The organism is Asticcacaulis sp. P2_B1 (assembly GCF_056404915.1).
This window is the reverse complement of the sequence record NZ_JBFUDD010000003.1, coordinates 212250-228016: the sequence shown is the minus strand read 5'-3', so window position 1 is coordinate 228016 and position 15767 is coordinate 212250. Positions and strand designations below refer to the sequence as shown.

Below are 15767 nucleotides of genomic sequence, written 5' to 3'. Positions count from 1 at the left end.
CACCATGACCGATCCGCTAAACTCCGCTGACGATGGCGGACTGAACATCTCGGATACGCAGGATTGGGCGGACCCGAAAACGACCAACGTCGCCCGGATGATGGCGCTCATCGTCTTTCCCTGCATCTTTCTCGCCCTGTGCGGAGTCGCGGTCGTCTTGTTGTTGCAGGGCAAGCTCAAGATGTCCGCCGCAGCGCCCAAACCGCAAGCGGTAGCCAGTTCCACCTTGCCCGCTGTCGTTAGTGAAAAAGACGCCGAAATCGCCAGCCTGCGCAATCAGTTGCTGACCCTGCAAAGCCAGGCGGCACCCGTCGCCGGCACGTCGACCACACCGGCGCCCACCTATAATCCTGATCCCGTCGCGATCGCCCAATTGTCGTCGCGCCTCGATCGCATCGAAGCCAATCAACGCGCCCTGGCCCACGCCGCGGCCGCCGCCAATGCCGCCGCGGCGCTTCAGGTCGCCGCCCGCACGTCAGGCCCTTTCCTGTCGCAATTGGCCCTGGTGGAGCCGTCGCTGAACGATCCCAACCTGGTGGCGCCGCTGCGCCCCTATGCCGAACACGGTGTCGCCAGCGAAGTCGCCCTGACCGTCGATTTCCCGGCCGTCGCCGCCCGCGCCAATATCGCCGCCAAAACAGATGGTCACAACGGCCTGCTGGCCATGTTGCAACACGCCACCGGCATTTCGATCCGCCGCACCGACAGCACCGACGGCCAGGACGTCGAAACCCTGCTGCACCGCGCCGAGATCCAGCTTAATAATGGCGACCTGCACGGCGCCGTCGCCAATCTCAACGCCCTGCCGCCTTCGGCCCAGACCGCCATTAAACCGTGGCTGGATCAGGCGCGGGCGCGTCTCGTGGTCGACGACACCACCCAACGCGTCACCGAAGTGGCGCTCAGCCACCTCAGCCAAAGCGGTGACAGCGACGTCCCGGCCCAAGGACCGACCCAGGGAGGCGTGCTGTGATCCGGACACTTCTTATCCTGCTCATCGTCACCGTGCTGCTGGCCTTCGGCATCGGCATGGTCGGCGATCCCGGCCAGGCCAGTTTGCAGTGGCTGAACTATCGCATCGACATGTCGGCCACCGCCGCGGTGATCATGATCGGCGCGCTGACCTTTTGCGCCGTCACCTTCTGGAACCTGGCCCTGTGGCTGGCGCGCTCGCCGCAACGTTCCGAACGCGCCCAGGCCGCGGCCCGGCGTCGTCAGGCCGACGATGTGCTGACACGCGGCTTCATGGCGGTTGCCTCAGGCGACGGCAGCGAAGCCCGCCGCAATGCGGTGAAAGCCATCGATCTTTCGGACAATATCGTGCTGGTCCGCATCCTCAACGCCCTGGCCGCCGAGGAATCGGAAGACGCCGTGGCGACCAAGGCCGCCTATAGCGCCATGCTGAGCGTGCCCGAACTGAAGCTGGCCGGATTGAAGGGCTTGGTGCAACTGGCCCAGGGTCAGGGCGACAAGGCCGAGGCCGTCAAACTGGCCGCCGAGGCCTATAGCCAGCCGCGCCCTTCGATGTGGGCCTTCAAGACCCTGTTCGAAGCCCGCCTGGAAGCCGGCGAATGGAGCGAAGCGCTCGATCTGATCGACGGCGCTTTGACGCGCAAGCTGATCTCGCCGATCTTCTCCGAACGCGCCAAGGCGTCCCTGATGGCGGCTTCGGCGGCACGGCAGGAAAGCGCCGATACGGCCGCCCAGCGCGACCAGGCGCTCGACTACGCCCTGCGCGCTTCGAAACTCCAGCCGCAATTCACCCCCGCCGCGGTCATCGCCGCCCGCCTGCTGTGCAAGGCGAAGAAGCTGGGCCGCGCTGAGGACGTGCTGGAAGCCGCCTGGGCCGCCAGCCCGCACCCGGCCTTGTGGATCACCTATCGCGACCTGGTCAGCGACGAGACGCCGAAGGAACGGGCGCGCCGGCTGCAAGGCCTGATCGACCGCAATCCGAAGCACCGCGAAAGCCGGCTGCTGCAGGTCGAGCGCGCCCTGCTCAACAATGCCAAGGCCGAAGTCCTCGCCGCCATGGCCGCGATGCAGGACGACCTCGGCGACGACAAGGTCACCAAGCGCGTTTGCGGCGTCATGGCCCGCGCCGCCCAGGCGACCGGCGATATCGACGCCGCGCGGACCTGGATCGCCCGCGCCGCCCTGGTCAAGGGCGAGCCGGAATGGTCGGACATCGATGCCGAGGGCAAGGCCTTCAATTACGGCGCCTCGGACTGGAGCGACCTGATCCTGACCTTCGCGCAAAACGCCACCCTCGTGCATCCGCGCTACGAACGCGGCGACAAGGGCCTGGCGGAAATCCCCGACATGCCGAATCGCTATGTGCCGTCCATGCCGTTCATCAAGGCGACGGTGAAGCGCAACAATCCGATGCCGCAGCCGGACGACGTCGGGCAATACGACATGGGCCAATACGATGCCGCCATCACCGGCCAGGACCTCGACGAGGACGAGCCGGTCAAGCCCGTGCGCCCTCGCCGCGCGGTACCCAAGCAGACGAAATAATGGTGTTTGCGAATTGAGGCTTGGCAATTCGTGGCGACATGTGTAATGAACCACGCCTGTTCGCGGGGTTATGCCCTGTAACGTTCCGGGCCGCTTTAGCTCAGCCGGTAGAGCACCGCATTCGTAATGCGGGGGTCAGGTGTTCGAGTCACCTAAGCGGCACCATCACCTTGTTCGCCGGCGTGCGCTAAAGGTTGAAAAACCCAACAAAATCTGCTACTTTAGACGCTAGGAAGCCGCTAGCGTCCGCCCCCGTTCGCCCGCAATCGGACGATTCTGGGGGCCACGGTGGGGGCCACTTGAATTCAGCAAAAAGGCGTGGCCCCCAATGCCGATCGTGATAACCCAAATCCGTAATGCTAAGCCTGGGCCTAAGCCCTATAAAATGACCGACGAAAAGGGTTTGTTCCTTTTAGTTCAGCCATCAGGCGGCATGCTTTGGCGCATGAAATACCGTATTGACGGTCACGACGATGAAGGGCGCCCCAAACGCATAGAAAAGAAGCTTGGGCTGGGCACATATCCTGAAGTCAGCCTGAAGCAAGCGCGGGAGCGCCGTGACGAGGCGCGACGTATGCTGGCGAATGGCATCGATCCAGCCGAACAGAAGCAGCGCGACAAACACACCGCCAAAGTGGCCGCGGCCAATACCTTCAGCGTGGTGGCGAAAGCCTACATCGCCAAGAACCAGCGCGACGGTTTGGCTGAGGCTACAGTGCAAAAACGCGAGTGGTTCACGCGCCTTGTCGAGAAATCTCTCGGCCATCGACCCATTGCCGAAATCCAGCCTTACGAAGTTCTGGACGCCGTTCGCCCGTTCGAAGCGTCTAAGAACGATGAAAAGGCGCACAGAACCTTACAATTCATTGGGCAGGTCTTTCGCTTTGCGGTGGCCAACCAACTTGCCCCTTCCGATCCTACACGTGACTTGCGCGGCGCCTTGGCGAAGCGCAGTGCTAAGCACCATGCGGCCATTCTTGATCCCGGCAAGGCGGGCGAAATGCTTCGCGCCATCGACGGCTATGAGGGCCATCCGTCAACACGTATTGCTTTGCAGTTATCGGCACTGCTGTTTGTTCGGCCAGGTGAACTTCGTCGCGCAGAATGGTCGGAAATCGATTTGGCTTCAAATGTGTGGCGCATTCCGGCGGCGAAAATGAAAGCACGACAAGAACATACCGTCCCCTTGTGCCGACAGGCCATAGCTCTGTTCAACGAAGCGAAAGTGCTATCCGGTGGCGGCCGTTATGTTTTCCCCTCGATCCGGTCCCCTTTGGACCCCATGTCGGAAAACACGGTCAACGCGGCCCTGCGACGACTGGGCTTCACCGGTGACGAAATGACAGCCCATGGCTTTCGCGCCATGGCCAGCACCCTCCTCAATGAATCAAACAAATGGTCGCCTGACGCCATAGAGCGCTCCCTGGCGCACAAGGACAAGGATACCATTCGCGCTGCTTATCATCGCGGCGCGCATTGGGCCGAACGCGTGGAAATGGCTCAGTGGTGGTCCGACTACCTCGACCAATTGCGACACGGCGCTGAAATCCTGCCATTCAGCCGCAGCGCTCAGCCGTGAGCGTCAAATGTCGTCCTAGCGGGCTCGCCCTTCTGGCAAGTGCAGGAATTCCAAAAGGTCCTCACGCAAAATCAGCCGCCGCGCTCCGACCTTGATCGACTTGAGCTCTCCGTTGGCAATTCGCTCGTAGAGGAACGTTCGGCCAAGGCCGGTTGCTTTTACGGCCTCATCCATGCGGTAGGCAATTTTGTTTGTTTCCTGTTGCATCCTGAGCGCCTTTTTCCGTCGCGGGATTCGAAAAAGAAAACGCCATAGTGCCCTGAGGCGAGCCGTTTCATTATAGCGCCTATATACGCTGTCGCCCGCATCTGACACGCAATGCCGCTGCCTGGCTCGATCATCCAGCTAATTGCGCGTTTCAAATAGGAGAACGATATTCACAAATTTTAAATCTGGTGATCGATTTTCACAGTTGGTGAGTGCTATGCGCTCCACGCCAGCAAGCAGAATACCCTATCTTAAAGGGCGCGGCGATCAGCCTTCACATTAAGAAGCATTGAATTTGCCTCTTAATGTTAGTGGACCGTTTATCACCTTGATGATACAAAACCTCCAACTCGCTCGATCTTAGTTATAGGTTTTGTATCATGGGCCACCTTAGCCCTACGCAGCAGGAACGCCTGCACGCTATCGTTAAGGATCATCCCCTCGTGCGCGCTCACGAGCTAAGGGAGCAAGGAATCACGGCTGCGACCATCTCCCGAGCAGAAGCCGCCGGTCTCATTAGCCGAGTATCCCGCGGACTGTACCAAAGTCTCGACAACGAATTCGACAGGGACCAATCCCTGGCCGAAGTGGCAAAGCAAGTCCCCAACGGTGTCATCTGTATGGTTTCAGCCCTGGCTTTCCACGATCTGACCGACCAGATGCCGCGAAAAGTTTGGATTGCTATTGCGCGCGACGCATGGGCGCCCACACTAAGCTACCCTCAGGTCAGGCCGGTGCGCTTTAGCTCATCATACCTTCGCCAAGGCATCGAGTATCACGATATCTCGGGCGTTCGGGTACCGATTTATTCCGTCGCCAAGACACTTGCCGATGTATTTCGCAATCCTCGCCTGGTCGACCGTTCTGTGGCGCTTGAAGCTCTCAAGGCCACCCTCGCCAAAAGGAAGGCTACTCCGTCTGAAATTTACGAGGCTGCGAAAACGGGCGGCGCCCTCACAACCATCAAACCCTACCTTGAAGCACTGACGTCAAATGGCTAAGCCCGTTACCAATCTGCCCGCCTCTGTGAGACAGCGTCTTCTCAACCATGTGCGCGAGCAGAAGCAGCCTTTCGACGTCATCTTGGTCCGCTATGGCCTGGAGCGACTGCTATACCGGCTTTCGATTTCGCAATATCGTAACCGCTTCATTCTCAAGGGCGGCGTTTTGGTTACGCTCTGGATCGATGATGCTCAACGCGTCACCAAAGATATCGATTTCCTCGGGCAGGGTGACGATAACGCCGAGCAGTTGAAAGCCGTATTTGCCGACATCCTATCAATTGATGCGCAAGATGGCCTGATCTTCGATACTGAAAACCTGACGGCCGAGCCAATCAGGGAAGAAGTGGAATACGGTGGCACGCGGCTGAAAACGACCGCTACCTTGGCGGGGGCGAGAATACCGATCACCATCGATATCGGATTTGGCGACGCCGTCGCTCCAAAAGCGGACGACATGACATATCCAAGCCTGCTGAATATGGAAGATGCCAAAATCCGAGCCTATCCGCCGGCAACCGTGATCGCCGAGAAATTCCAGGCGATGGTCGCCCTCGGCGTTATCAATGGACGGCTGAAGGACTATTTCGACCTCTGGGCAATACCGCGCAGCTTGCCGATATCCGATGACGCCCTCGATACAGCAATCGAGGCCACCTTTGCCCGGCGGAATACCGAAATCCCCACCGATGCGCCGCCGGGGCTTTCTGAGGCGTTCAGCCGTTCGCCAGACAAGGTCCGACAATGGGAGGCCTATTCAAGGTCGATCGACTTCCAAGACATCTCCCTTGAAGAAGTGACCCAGTCGATATGGACACTGGTCGGCCCCACATGCCAACGCATCACTAACAGGGGGCATTGAAACCTGAAGATCTCATCTCGGAAAATATCGGCAGACTAGCGACGGGCTAACTTTAGCTCGGATAATAGATTATCGGTTGATGCGCTTTCCAGAGCTTATAGGCCATGAGGTGGTGATAAATTCCGGCCACGGTATTGGCGCGTGCTTTAGAAAACCCTCCCTTCACAAGCAACGAAATCATTAAGTCCTCCGGTATCTCCCGGCGGCTGACGCGGACAAATTCATAGAAGCGTTGCCAATCACGAACATGCGGTGACGTCTTGTTGCAAGTTCCCAGAAAGCGCTCAAAAGCTGCGTGAGCTTGCGGCGCCAGTGAAAATTGCCCCCGCTTGGGCTTCTCTATTCTGAGCCGACATCGTGCCTTTTCCGACCGGTTGTACGCCCGTAATAAAGGATTGATCAGCCTTTTCGCCAATTCGGCATAAGCCGCGTGCGGCGGGGGCTCTGGTGTCCAAGTTTCCGCCCGCATCTCAACTTGCACCCGCTCCTCTTGATCAGGTTCGACAAGCAATTGCGCTCCTGGTGCAGTGTGTTCGGATGGTCCAAGGTATCGAAGATTCAGGACGTGCCAACCTTGTCGCGAGAGCGCATCCAGATGGAGTTCCACTTCAAAAATACCTGCTGATTCCGCAATTTTCGAAATTTTTTCCAGGAACGTTTTTCCCGGCTCTGGAATTGCGAAATCGATATCCGGCAACATTTCGTAGCCTCAAAATGCGTTGGTCGAGGCCAGGTGTCGGCGGTGCCTCATTCTCAAATTTCAGGTAGCTGCTGATTCAACTACTGTGTCTCGGTAATTCGCTCGAACTCAAGTAAGATATCGGGTTGTTTGGCCGCCATATCCCAAATGGATGCCCTGTGGTCTTATATTGTGTGGCCACAAGCAAGAAGGCGAGTGAGTCAAAGACTTCCACCAACACGAGCGCTATGATAGAGCTTGTCGACAAAAATAATGGATAACTAAGAATTATGCGCAATCTGGGCGTCGTCGGAACGACCCATACAATAGGGCCCGATCCCAATGAAATGGTGTGGAGGGTGGCCAAAGACCAAGCCCGGCGCTTCGAACAGGTAGTCGCAACAGGCATTCGCAACCGGATTGCATCAAACGACATATCTGTCCGGGTAGCTAAGACGCCTTTAACCGGAGATCAGGGCCGGGACATAGAAATTGAGTTCTCCCGTACTATCGAAATAGCGGGGTGTAGGTTTTCCGTACCCGAAGGTAAGCCTTCCGGCCGGATTTATGTCGAGTGCAAAGCATCTGAGGACGACCGCCTGAACGACGGTTTCCTTTCGGATGCGAGCCAACATGAAACTGGTGAATTCGACTTCCACGTCTTGGCAACTAACGCGACCATTACTCCGTCTCTGCACTACCGGGCTTCCGTCAATTGGTCGCGTTGCGGAGCAAAATTCTACCTCCTGGATCGCTGGCGCTTATGGAATTGGCTTTTTGAAAGCGGTGTAGTAACTCCTATAGGAACGGTTCACCCGCACGCACCTTCTGCCGGGACACCAAACCGCTTCCAGGAGCACGCAACTGGACTCGTGCTTCACCTGTTAAGTCATCGCGAGCGCAATAGCCAAGAGCACCTCGTCCGAACCTATCTGGTCGTCCGAAATTATTCACCCGTTTCACAGTCGTTTTCAATTTCGACGGCGTCAGAATTAAGCTGGGACAGCGATGTCGAGTTACAAGCTGTCCTAGAGCCTTACGAAGATCGGGCCTATCGATTCCGTTCGAGGCAGCAAATCTTTGGCTATGATGCCGAATTGACATTGAAATTGACGTCCACCGGCCGGTCAACTTCCATATCGCTTAAAGCTCCTCACTGCGATTTGGTGCTGGAACCTATTTTTCACGGAGAAAACCATAGGGCCGCGAGCAAAATTATTGGAGATTTGGTAGCCGACCCCCAGCCATTGAAATTCGTTAGTGTTGAAGGTGAAGCTGGCGTTGGGAAAACGCGGACGATCCGTGAAGCACTGGACGGATACGGTAACGCATCTGCACATGAAGTTGTTTGGTTGCCCTGCCGGTCGGATACCGGAACATTCGACTTCACGATTTTGGAGACGCAACTTCGGGAACGCACGCGTGTTGCAACTGAGATCGATCTAAGCGTCCCTTCTTTTTCAACGCGAGTGATCGAGTCGATCGGGCATCTTTCACTCCCAGTTGTACTGGTTTTGGAAGATTTGCATCACTGTTCGGCTGATGGGATTCGCGAGCTAAAGCAGCTGATTTTAGATCCACCGTCGATGTCGGCTTCGTGCACTGTGATCTTTACCGGGCGTAATGACTTTACTTTTCCTAACCCGGATTACTTTTCATTTCTGGAACTGGTTCACTTAAATTTGGACAAAATTGCCCAGATAAAGCTTGAGCCGCTGTCGCAGCAAGATTCTCACGACCTCATCAACTCCATCGTAGCTAATTTGCCAATTGCGGCAATGGAGAGGATCGATCGCCTGGGGCAACGCAATCCATTCGTAATTATAGAAATCTTACAGTACCTTTTGGATGTGGGTCTCTCACGTCTTCTGTCCCGAAGGACAACGGGCATCGTGGATCCGGAACGGTTCGTTGGGGCAACAGATCTCCCAGACCGGGTTGAGCATCTATATAGTCTTCGATTTCAATCACTTTCTGCGGCGCCCCACGGGCATCGCGCATTTGACCTCCTTTGTCTGGCCTCCCTTTTTGGATATCGCCTTTCCGTTGAATTGTTAGAAGATTTCTTTGACGATGAACCTGTGGCCCCCGTACTTGCCTTACTGAGACAACGTCGGTTTCTGACATTTCATCCTGAGGAAGGCAGCTTCACCTTCACTCACGAAAACCTTCTTCATGCCGCACGGAATCAACTAGCCTCGCAAGGTGGTTCACGAGAGTTGGCACAGCGACTCTCCGATAATCGAATGAGTTCTCGGCTTCCCGAGTTCCAGCGAGGCCTTTTATTGGCCCTCGCTGGAAGAGATGCTGAGGCCTTCGAAGTGTTCAGTCCAATTTGGAACTGCCTGCGAAACGTTACCAATTTTAGCTCCGAAGAAATTAGCCGGGAATATTTTCAATATCTGCCATTTCTCTTCGATGTGGCTGAGCGCCTTCAGGAAAGCCCAGACGATTTAGCCCGTGTTGCGACAACCCGAGGGTATATGGGCGTTCACAATTTCCCGCTCTACATCGGCGTGCAAGCCTGTGACGACGCAATAGAATGGATTTCCAGAATCGCCGAGACTCCGGAATATCTTTTGAAAAAAAGGCGGCCGCTCCGCCAATTGCGCGCGCATGCACTCCAAAATATGGGGCGGACGGGCGAGGCATTTCGGGTGATGCTCGAACTGAAGGCGGAACTAGAAGTCGGACTAATCAATGACCCTCCGCTCGAATATGATCTATATGATCGCCTTCAAGAACATTATCGCAGGGCCAATCATCGAGCTTTGATGCTGGATTACGGTCAATTGGCCGCTCGCGCTGTCCAACTTTCTGTCGATGACAAACTATTAAGTTCGCATCTCATCACGCAATCCCTGGCGAGTATCCACGATGGGCGAAAAGCCGCACTGAACATGGCGCAAGCGGCCCTGTCGGCATCGGAAAAGGTTGGCGTAAAGAGGTTTAATGTCTTCAACCAATTGACCGTATTGGTCGCAGAGGCACTCTACATCGGGAAGGATCGCGACAAATACACGCAACTCTATCACCAGGCTCTCACGCTTCTCAGAGTTGCCGTGAATGAAAACTTCTCCGACTCGATTATTCGATTGGATTTGTTCCTCGCGACGCTGGCACTACAAGTCTATGAAGATCCTGGCGAAGCGCGGAAAACGGCATCCATTTTCATAGATTCCGGAAGAGAGGCTTCAGTGCGTTACGGAATCGGCTTCTATGGATGGGCGTTCGAAAACCTACGTGCAGTCTTAATGCTAAACGACGATCGCGCGGCCGACGAAGATATTAGCCTGGCGTTCCAAGCCTGTCTCGACCACCTTCAACGTCGAGGCCTTCTGTTTGTTGGGTGCGCAGACGGGACCTACCCGAACGTTCATGCCATATCGAATATCGTCAGGTACTGGGCATCGTTTTCCGAGAAGGAAGCATGTCGGCTGATTTCGAGCCACATTACGTCTTATTCAATGGCGCACACTGGCAATAATGACGCGGCACTAAAATTGGCATTGGAAGCGAAATCAGGTCGGGCCATCCTCTGGCCGGCACGTTCCCTGGAAATGTTGCGCTACCCGGCTAAAAATGGATTTTTCACTCCGATATTTTGACAGAAGTTACCTCGGAACGCGGCGGGTCTTGTCGGCAACGTAAACATCCTCCAAAACAAGACAGTCCAGATTTGAAGCCAAATAAGTGGAAACCGCATCGTGCGCTGTTTCGACGATTGGATCGCCCGCCAAGTTAAAGCTGGTGTTCAACAGTACGGGATGACCTGTCTTGGTACCGAACGCGACGAGCAAGGCGTGCATGAATGGATCGATATCTTTTTCAATAGCTTGAACACGGGACGTTCCATCAACGTGGACAATAGCCGGGAACTTGTCCTTGTAGGCCTGTTTTAGCCGGGTGGCGAAGAGCATGAATGGAGATTCTTGCTCAAGTTCGAAATATTTGAACTGAGCTTCAGAGGTCGTGACTGGGGCGAACGGGCGAAACAATTCCCGTCCTTTAATTCTATTGAGTTGGTCACGCATGCCAGGCTTGCGAGGGTCAGCAAGAATGGACCGGTGGCAAAGCGCTCGCGGCCCGATCTCGGAGCGTCCCCGAACAATAGCGACAATCCGGCCCGCCGCCAAGTCATCGACAATACGCTCTATCAGCCAAGGCTCGTCATATTTTTTTGCGTACAGCTGGAACTGAGCTACCGCCTTTTCGACATCTTCCGGAGGATTGGTTGGACCAAAGAAAACGTCGCGGATACCGCCAACTTCTGGTGAACCACAAAGCTCTCGGTAGGCATGAAAAGCCGCGCCAACAGCCTGTCCATCGTCACCGGCGGCGGGAAAGACATGAAGCCGTTTGAACGGCGTCTTCCTTAGAATCTCGTGATTCATTTTGCAATTTAGGAAGACCCCTCCGGCCACACATAGAGTTTCATTTGGCTGCTGCTCATAGACTGCTCGGAGAAATGCAATAATGAAATCTTCAAGTGCAGTTTGAGTTGTCGCCGCTATGTCGGCTCTCCGTTCGACAAGAAAGCGGTGCCAGGGCATCTTACTTCGATGAAATTCCTCGTCGACGGCCACGAGGAGGTCGGCCATCGTCAAGGAGAAGTTGAGCCTATCGTCGATTTCAGGCTGTACGGAGAACATCGGTTTTCCATAGGCGGCCAGTCCCATTGTTTTGCCTGATTGGTCGTGTCCAAAGCCAATAAGATAGGTCAATTGCTCATACTTTCGACCCAGTGAAATCTGCTTGGCCTTATCCAAGTCGTGCATATAAGCGAGATTGAAAATATTCCGACGGTCTGTCCGAGTTAGCCCGAAATCCTGAAGGCGTTGCGAATGCTGGACTATCTCGGCACCTCTTGCCAAAAAGACACTTTCGGCCTCAAGACGCGAACCCACAATATCGCCGGCGCCATCAGCCACGACTATCGAGGCGCACTCGGCACCGGACGTATGATATGCGGACAGGGCATGGCACCAATGATGCGATGCTCCAAGAACAATTAAGTCGGGATGAGCCAGACCGTCGCGCAGCTCTGCCGCTAATTGATCGACAATACCGCCAATAACTACATTGGTGTAGCTGATGGCCACGCCGGCCAAATCATTTGCAGTCAAATCACATGCAGCCAAAACGGCTCGGATTGAGCGGAATGGCAGTTCCGGCGAAGGGGAATGTTTACGACGATCCAGTCGTTCTTCAGCTACACACGCTGCGATTTTTCCATCAACAACGATAGCGGCGCCTCGATCGTGACCTATGTGAACGCCAAGACAGGCACGACGAGAACGCATAATTCTTAGTTATCCGACGCAAAATCTCCCAAATGTGTCGGCGCCCATGACGACCTGTTTAAGTCGCTCGTCAGTGACGTGAGTGTATATCTCGGTGGTCGAGATTGACTGGTGGCCTAGGAGTCGTTGGACAAAACGAATATCCACGCCGGCCTCAATCAGGCTGGTCGCGGCCGAATGGCGGAGCATATGCGGAGTTATCCGACGTGGAATGCCGGCCTCTTCTGCTAAGCCCCGTAGACGCAGTCTGAGCCAAGCCGTAGTGGCTGCACCGCCACGTGAATTTCGCAATAGGTTTTCCCCAGATGACTTCCCGTGAGGGAAATACTTTTTCAGATACTGCTGAAGTTCCGTGAGTACGTCGTCATGGCTTAGAAATACCTGCCTTTCGCGACTTCCCTTTCCACGAACACGGATCGTCCGACGTTCGACGTCAATATCTTCCAAGCGCAACGACGCCAGTTCCCCGATCCGCATCCCTGTTGTGAAAAGAAGCAAGATGCCCAGCGCCACCGTGTCAGACCCTTGCTTCCGTGCTTGAAACAGCGTTCGAAGCTCTGCCGCGGTAAGGCATCGTGGCAATTTCCTGGGGAGTTGAATTCGAATTTCCGCCGTGCGAAATGGCGATGATGTCAGGTCGCCCCGTCGCTCTGCCCACGAAAATAGTGCCCGCAAGCAGGCGAGTCGGCGCTTTACGGTCGCGGCTGCGTTGCCCCTCGTTTCGGTTAGCCAGCGTGCAAAAGCCATTAATCCATCAGGCGTGTGAGGCGGCGCCTCACTGTTCATCGCGGAGTAGGTTTCCACTTCGGCCAAATCTTGCTTGTATGCCTTAAGAGTATTTTTCGCCAGGTTGCGACCGGTTTGGCAATGCTGAAGAAACGAGGTGACGGCGACAGTTATATCCATGTGATGCTCCTTGTGATCGGCGCATCCCGAAGCGATTCTGAAACGAGAAAAAGACTTGCTTGCCGGTATGCACAGCCAATCCTGTCATCGAATAGGGCAAACTCAAGACCAGACACTGTCCGCCCATTTGAAAGCACGGAAACTTAGACTATTGGCAGCACCCATGGACAGTTCAAGGTTGCATTCTGCGCCAATTTAACTATGTCTTGTCGTAGCGGAGGGGTGAAATGACTGACATAAAATGGCCAGATGCGAACCCGGCTCAGACCCACCCTGACAGCTTTGCCTATGAGGTCATGGAAACGAACAAGCGCCAGGTGCGCGAACTGCTGTTGGACGGCTTTCTGGCCGAACGCGATCTGATCGATCGCCGGGCCATCGAAGAGGCTCTGCGGGACGACGGGCCCGTGAAGCCGCTTGAGCATATCCGGCTTGCCATTCTGGCGGAGGCGGAAGTCTGGGCACGGCATTGGAGCGGTGCGCGAAGCCGGGCCGAGACAGATCTGTTGAGACTTCACCGGGCGGATGGGAACTGAGCCCCGTCTGCGGTTCCGCAAACGGGGCTCCTTTGAGCGCGTGCCTACTCACCCGGAGATGCGCTCAAAGCCTGTTGTGCCTGATGTTGCAGGCGGGTCCAGCGCGCATATTGCTGCGCCTTGGACGGGTCGGGATCTTCACGTCCGCGAAGCCAGAAATCGAACCAGTCGAGCGATCGCATATAAACCGCCCGACGGTGCACCGGCTGCCATTTGAAATGGTACTCGTCCGGAAAAACGTAGAGCTCCACGGGCTTGTCATGTTCGCGCAACGCGGCGTAGGTTTCGATGGCGCCGAGGTACTCCCCATCGCCGATCTGCATCAACAGGGGTGTCGACATAGACGCCGCATTGTCACGCAGCGACATGTCCTTCCAAAAGGCAGCGTGGTCTCCGGTCAGGGGCGGATAGCCCATGCTGCGATACCAGGGCGTTCCACCTGGGCCGTCGAGGACGTTGATGACGGACGACTCATCGCAGCAGGTGCTCACGGCCGCCGCCTTGAATAGGTGGTTGTTGAGCAGGGCGAACTGAGCGCTGGAGGCGCCCTCACTCAAACCTGTGATCCCGATCCGGTCGCCATCGACCGCGCCGGTGGCCATGGCAGCCTGAACGCCGGCTTCGAGCGAAGACAGGATGCTACGGCGGTCTGCCCAATCGACGCGATCGAGACGATTAACGTCGGCCGGCGATGCGGCGCCGCGTGCCCAACTGATGCTGACCGGCCCCTGTACGCTGAGGACCGCATAGCCTTGAGCGGCATAGACCTGGATCGGGTACTCGTCACCCGTCCCCCCGCGCAGAAAGCCGCGGGATTCGTATTGCACGACGATCAGCGGATGTTTGTCACCGGGTTGGTGGTCAGGCGGCAGGACAAGATCGCCGAAGGTCGCGATACCACAGGCATTGGTCCAGCGCAGGCGTTCGACCTGGCCCAGGCGCAGGTTCCGCCACTCAGGATTCGGGTCGAAGATCGAGCGAACCGCGCCCGATGCCAGATCAATGGCGATGATCCGGCGCGGCTGTTTCGCGGCTTCATCGGCGCAAACGAGTTCGTGCTCAGCGACGACGCAACCGATCAAGGCGTCTTCGGTATCGAATAACCGGGTCGGGCGCGTGTCATGCAGGTCGAGGCGATAAACCGCCAGATGGCTGAGGTCGGCGCCCTCGCGATTGAGATAGACCAGGGCCTTCCCATCGGTCGTCCACCACAGGTCCCGCACCCGGTCGCACAATGTGCCGGCACAGATGGCCCTGTCTCCGGCCGGCAGGCGGACGTGCAGCGTGGTCGCGGCGTTGACCTTGTCCGGCACTTTCAACTCGGTCCATGCCCACGTCCTAGCAGCGCTTTTAGCGCGTAACCCGGCCATCGGCGGCAGGCCCGGGTCCTTCGGGGCCAGACGCGCGACGTCATCGGGCGTCGCCGGGCGCACAGCGCCTGTCGAAACGTCGATGGTCTGATAGACCTTGGGCGCGTCCCGCGGAAACGGCGCTGACGATGCGAACGGGACATATCGCTCGTCATAGAGGTATCCGCCCTGCCCCTCCGCCTTCATGGCATCGCGCGCGGCCACCAAACCGGGGCGACTGGCGACCACGATCGCGCGGCCATCGGCGGTCCAGACATAGGCATCGGGCCCGACGGCCAGATGGGTGACCGGCGTCGCCTCACTGCCGGCTGCCGAAGCGCGCCAGACTTGGGCGACGCCGTTGTCCTGTCGCAGGTAGGCAATCCATCTGGAGTCCGGCGACCATTGGGGGGTGACCACGGCGACAAAGCCGCTCGGGTAATCGGCCAGGCCATGCAGGGTCTGGACGACACGGGTCAGTTCTCCTCCCCGGTCAACCAATGCATACTGGTGGGTGGCCAAATCCACGACCACCATGCCCATGCAGTAGCGGTTCGTCGCGAGGTCGGCGCGACGAAGTTGAAAGGCGACCTTGCGACCATCCGGCGACGTCGACAGGATGCGCAGCGTCGGGTCTGCCGATACGACGGGGCCGATGTCGCGAAGCCCGATGAGGTCCTCCGCGTCGACCGTCCGCGGCGCAGTACCGGGGTCATCGCCCGCAGGATCGAGCCGTGCGCAATCCTGGGCGTGCGCCATCGTGGCGGCCAAGGTCAGGGCCGCCGCCAGACCTGCGGCCCTGTAAGGCTTTCGGAATCGGGACGGCAC

General features: G+C 57.0%; 12 protein-coding genes and 1 tRNA gene. 8 read left to right on the top strand and 5 right to left on the bottom strand.

The window, feature by feature from the left end:
• Nucleotides 1-4: 4 nt before the first annotated feature.
• The 4 genes from AC1DX3_RS10255 (at nt 5) to AC1DX3_RS10240 (ending at nt 4096) form a co-directional block, all read left to right on the top strand.
• Nucleotides 5-973, top strand: coding sequence for a COG4223 family protein (locus AC1DX3_RS10255; RefSeq protein WP_476989181.1), 969 nt, complete (start codon nt 5-7; stop codon nt 971-973).
• Nucleotides 970-2517 (top strand): heme biosynthesis HemY N-terminal domain-containing protein, encoded by a 1548-nt coding sequence (locus AC1DX3_RS10250; protein ID WP_476989180.1) that lies wholly within the window; start codon nt 970-972, stop codon nt 2515-2517. The genes AC1DX3_RS10255 and AC1DX3_RS10250 overlap by 4 nt, the downstream gene beginning before the upstream one ends.
• Nucleotides 2518-2606: 89 nt before the next feature.
• Nucleotides 2607-2682 (top strand) — tRNA-Thr (locus AC1DX3_RS10245).
• 163 nt (nt 2683-2845) lie between these two features.
• Nucleotides 2846-4096: a tyrosine-type recombinase/integrase gene (locus tag AC1DX3_RS10240; protein WP_476989179.1), complete on the top strand. Its 1251-nt coding sequence runs from the start codon at nt 2846-2848 to the stop codon at nt 4094-4096.
• Between the two features lie 15 nt (nt 4097-4111).
• Here the strand turns inward: AC1DX3_RS10240 and AC1DX3_RS10235 are convergent, their stop codons facing one another.
• Nucleotides 4112-4303 (bottom strand): excisionase family DNA-binding protein, encoded by a 192-nt coding sequence (locus AC1DX3_RS10235; RefSeq protein ID WP_476989178.1) that lies wholly within the window; start codon nt 4301-4303, stop codon nt 4112-4114.
• A 380-nt stretch (nt 4304-4683) separates the two neighbouring features.
• Between AC1DX3_RS10235 and AC1DX3_RS10230 the strand changes: the two genes are divergently transcribed.
• Nucleotides 4684-5304, top strand: a complete 621-nt coding sequence (locus tag AC1DX3_RS10230; protein ID WP_476989177.1) for a type IV toxin-antitoxin system AbiEi family antitoxin domain-containing protein — start codon at nt 4684-4686, stop codon at nt 5302-5304.
• On the top strand, nt 5297-6166 hold the full coding sequence (locus AC1DX3_RS10225; protein WP_476989176.1) for a nucleotidyl transferase AbiEii/AbiGii toxin family protein: 870 nt from the start codon (nt 5297-5299) through the stop codon (nt 6164-6166). Before AC1DX3_RS10230 ends, AC1DX3_RS10225 begins: the two co-directional genes overlap by 8 nt.
• A gap of 52 nt (nt 6167-6218) precedes the next feature.
• Here the strand turns inward: AC1DX3_RS10225 and AC1DX3_RS10220 are convergent, their stop codons facing one another.
• Nucleotides 6219-6866 (bottom strand): hypothetical protein, encoded by a 648-nt coding sequence (locus tag AC1DX3_RS10220; RefSeq protein ID WP_476989175.1) that lies wholly within the window; start codon nt 6864-6866, stop codon nt 6219-6221.
• A 269-nt stretch (nt 6867-7135) separates the two neighbouring features.
• Here AC1DX3_RS10220 and AC1DX3_RS10215 point away from each other — a divergent pair, with 269 nt between their 5' ends.
• Nucleotides 7136-10453, top strand: a complete 3318-nt coding sequence (locus AC1DX3_RS10215) for an AAA family ATPase (RefSeq protein ID WP_476989174.1) — start codon at nt 7136-7138, stop codon at nt 10451-10453.
• 6 nt (nt 10454-10459) lie between these two features.
• Here the strand turns inward: AC1DX3_RS10215 and AC1DX3_RS10210 are convergent, their stop codons facing one another.
• Together AC1DX3_RS10210 and AC1DX3_RS10205 are read right to left on the bottom strand one after the other, a co-directional pair.
• The gene (locus AC1DX3_RS10210; protein WP_476989173.1) at nt 10460-12148 is read right to left on the bottom strand and encodes a carbamoyltransferase family protein; all 1689 of its coding nucleotides are present in this window, start codon (nt 12146-12148) and stop codon (nt 10460-10462) included.
• A 9-nt stretch (nt 12149-12157) separates the two neighbouring features.
• Nucleotides 12158-13054: a tyrosine-type recombinase/integrase gene (locus AC1DX3_RS10205; RefSeq protein WP_476989172.1), complete on the bottom strand. Its 897-nt coding sequence runs from the start codon at nt 13052-13054 to the stop codon at nt 12158-12160.
• A gap of 227 nt (nt 13055-13281) precedes the next feature.
• On the opposite strand from AC1DX3_RS10205, the gene AC1DX3_RS10200 reads away from it, so the two are divergent.
• Nucleotides 13282-13590, top strand: coding sequence for a hypothetical protein (locus AC1DX3_RS10200; RefSeq protein WP_476989171.1), 309 nt, complete (start codon nt 13282-13284; stop codon nt 13588-13590).
• 44 nt (nt 13591-13634) lie between these two features.
• Here AC1DX3_RS10200 and AC1DX3_RS10195 read toward each other — a convergent pair whose 3' ends face one another.
• The gene (locus tag AC1DX3_RS10195) at nt 13635-15767 is read right to left on the bottom strand and encodes an Atxe2 family lasso peptide isopeptidase (protein WP_476989170.1); all 2133 of its coding nucleotides are present in this window, start codon (nt 15765-15767) and stop codon (nt 13635-13637) included.

Coding starts and splice junctions, on each gene's coding strand:
- AC1DX3_RS10255 (WP_476989181.1), top strand. CDS start 5: ATGACCGATCCGCTAAACTCCGCTGACGATGGCGGACTGAACATCTCG.
- AC1DX3_RS10240 (WP_476989179.1), top strand. CDS start 2,846: ATGCCGATCGTGATAACCCAAATCCGTAATGCTAAGCCTGGGCCTAAG.
- AC1DX3_RS10235 (WP_476989178.1), bottom strand. CDS start 4,303: ATGCAACAGGAAACAAACAAAATTGCCTACCGCATGGATGAGGCCGTA.
- AC1DX3_RS10230 (WP_476989177.1), top strand. CDS start 4,684: ATGGGCCACCTTAGCCCTACGCAGCAGGAACGCCTGCACGCTATCGTT.
- AC1DX3_RS10225 (WP_476989176.1), top strand. CDS start 5,297: ATGGCTAAGCCCGTTACCAATCTGCCCGCCTCTGTGAGACAGCGTCTT.
- AC1DX3_RS10220 (WP_476989175.1), bottom strand. CDS start 6,866: ATGTTGCCGGATATCGATTTCGCAATTCCAGAGCCGGGAAAAACGTTC.
- AC1DX3_RS10215 (WP_476989174.1), top strand. CDS start 7,136: ATGCGCAATCTGGGCGTCGTCGGAACGACCCATACAATAGGGCCCGAT.
- AC1DX3_RS10210 (WP_476989173.1), bottom strand. CDS start 12,148: ATGCGTTCTCGTCGTGCCTGTCTTGGCGTTCACATAGGTCACGATCGA.
- AC1DX3_RS10205 (WP_476989172.1), bottom strand. CDS start 13,054: ATGGATATAACTGTCGCCGTCACCTCGTTTCTTCAGCATTGCCAAACC.
- AC1DX3_RS10200 (WP_476989171.1), top strand. CDS start 13,282: ATGACTGACATAAAATGGCCAGATGCGAACCCGGCTCAGACCCACCCT.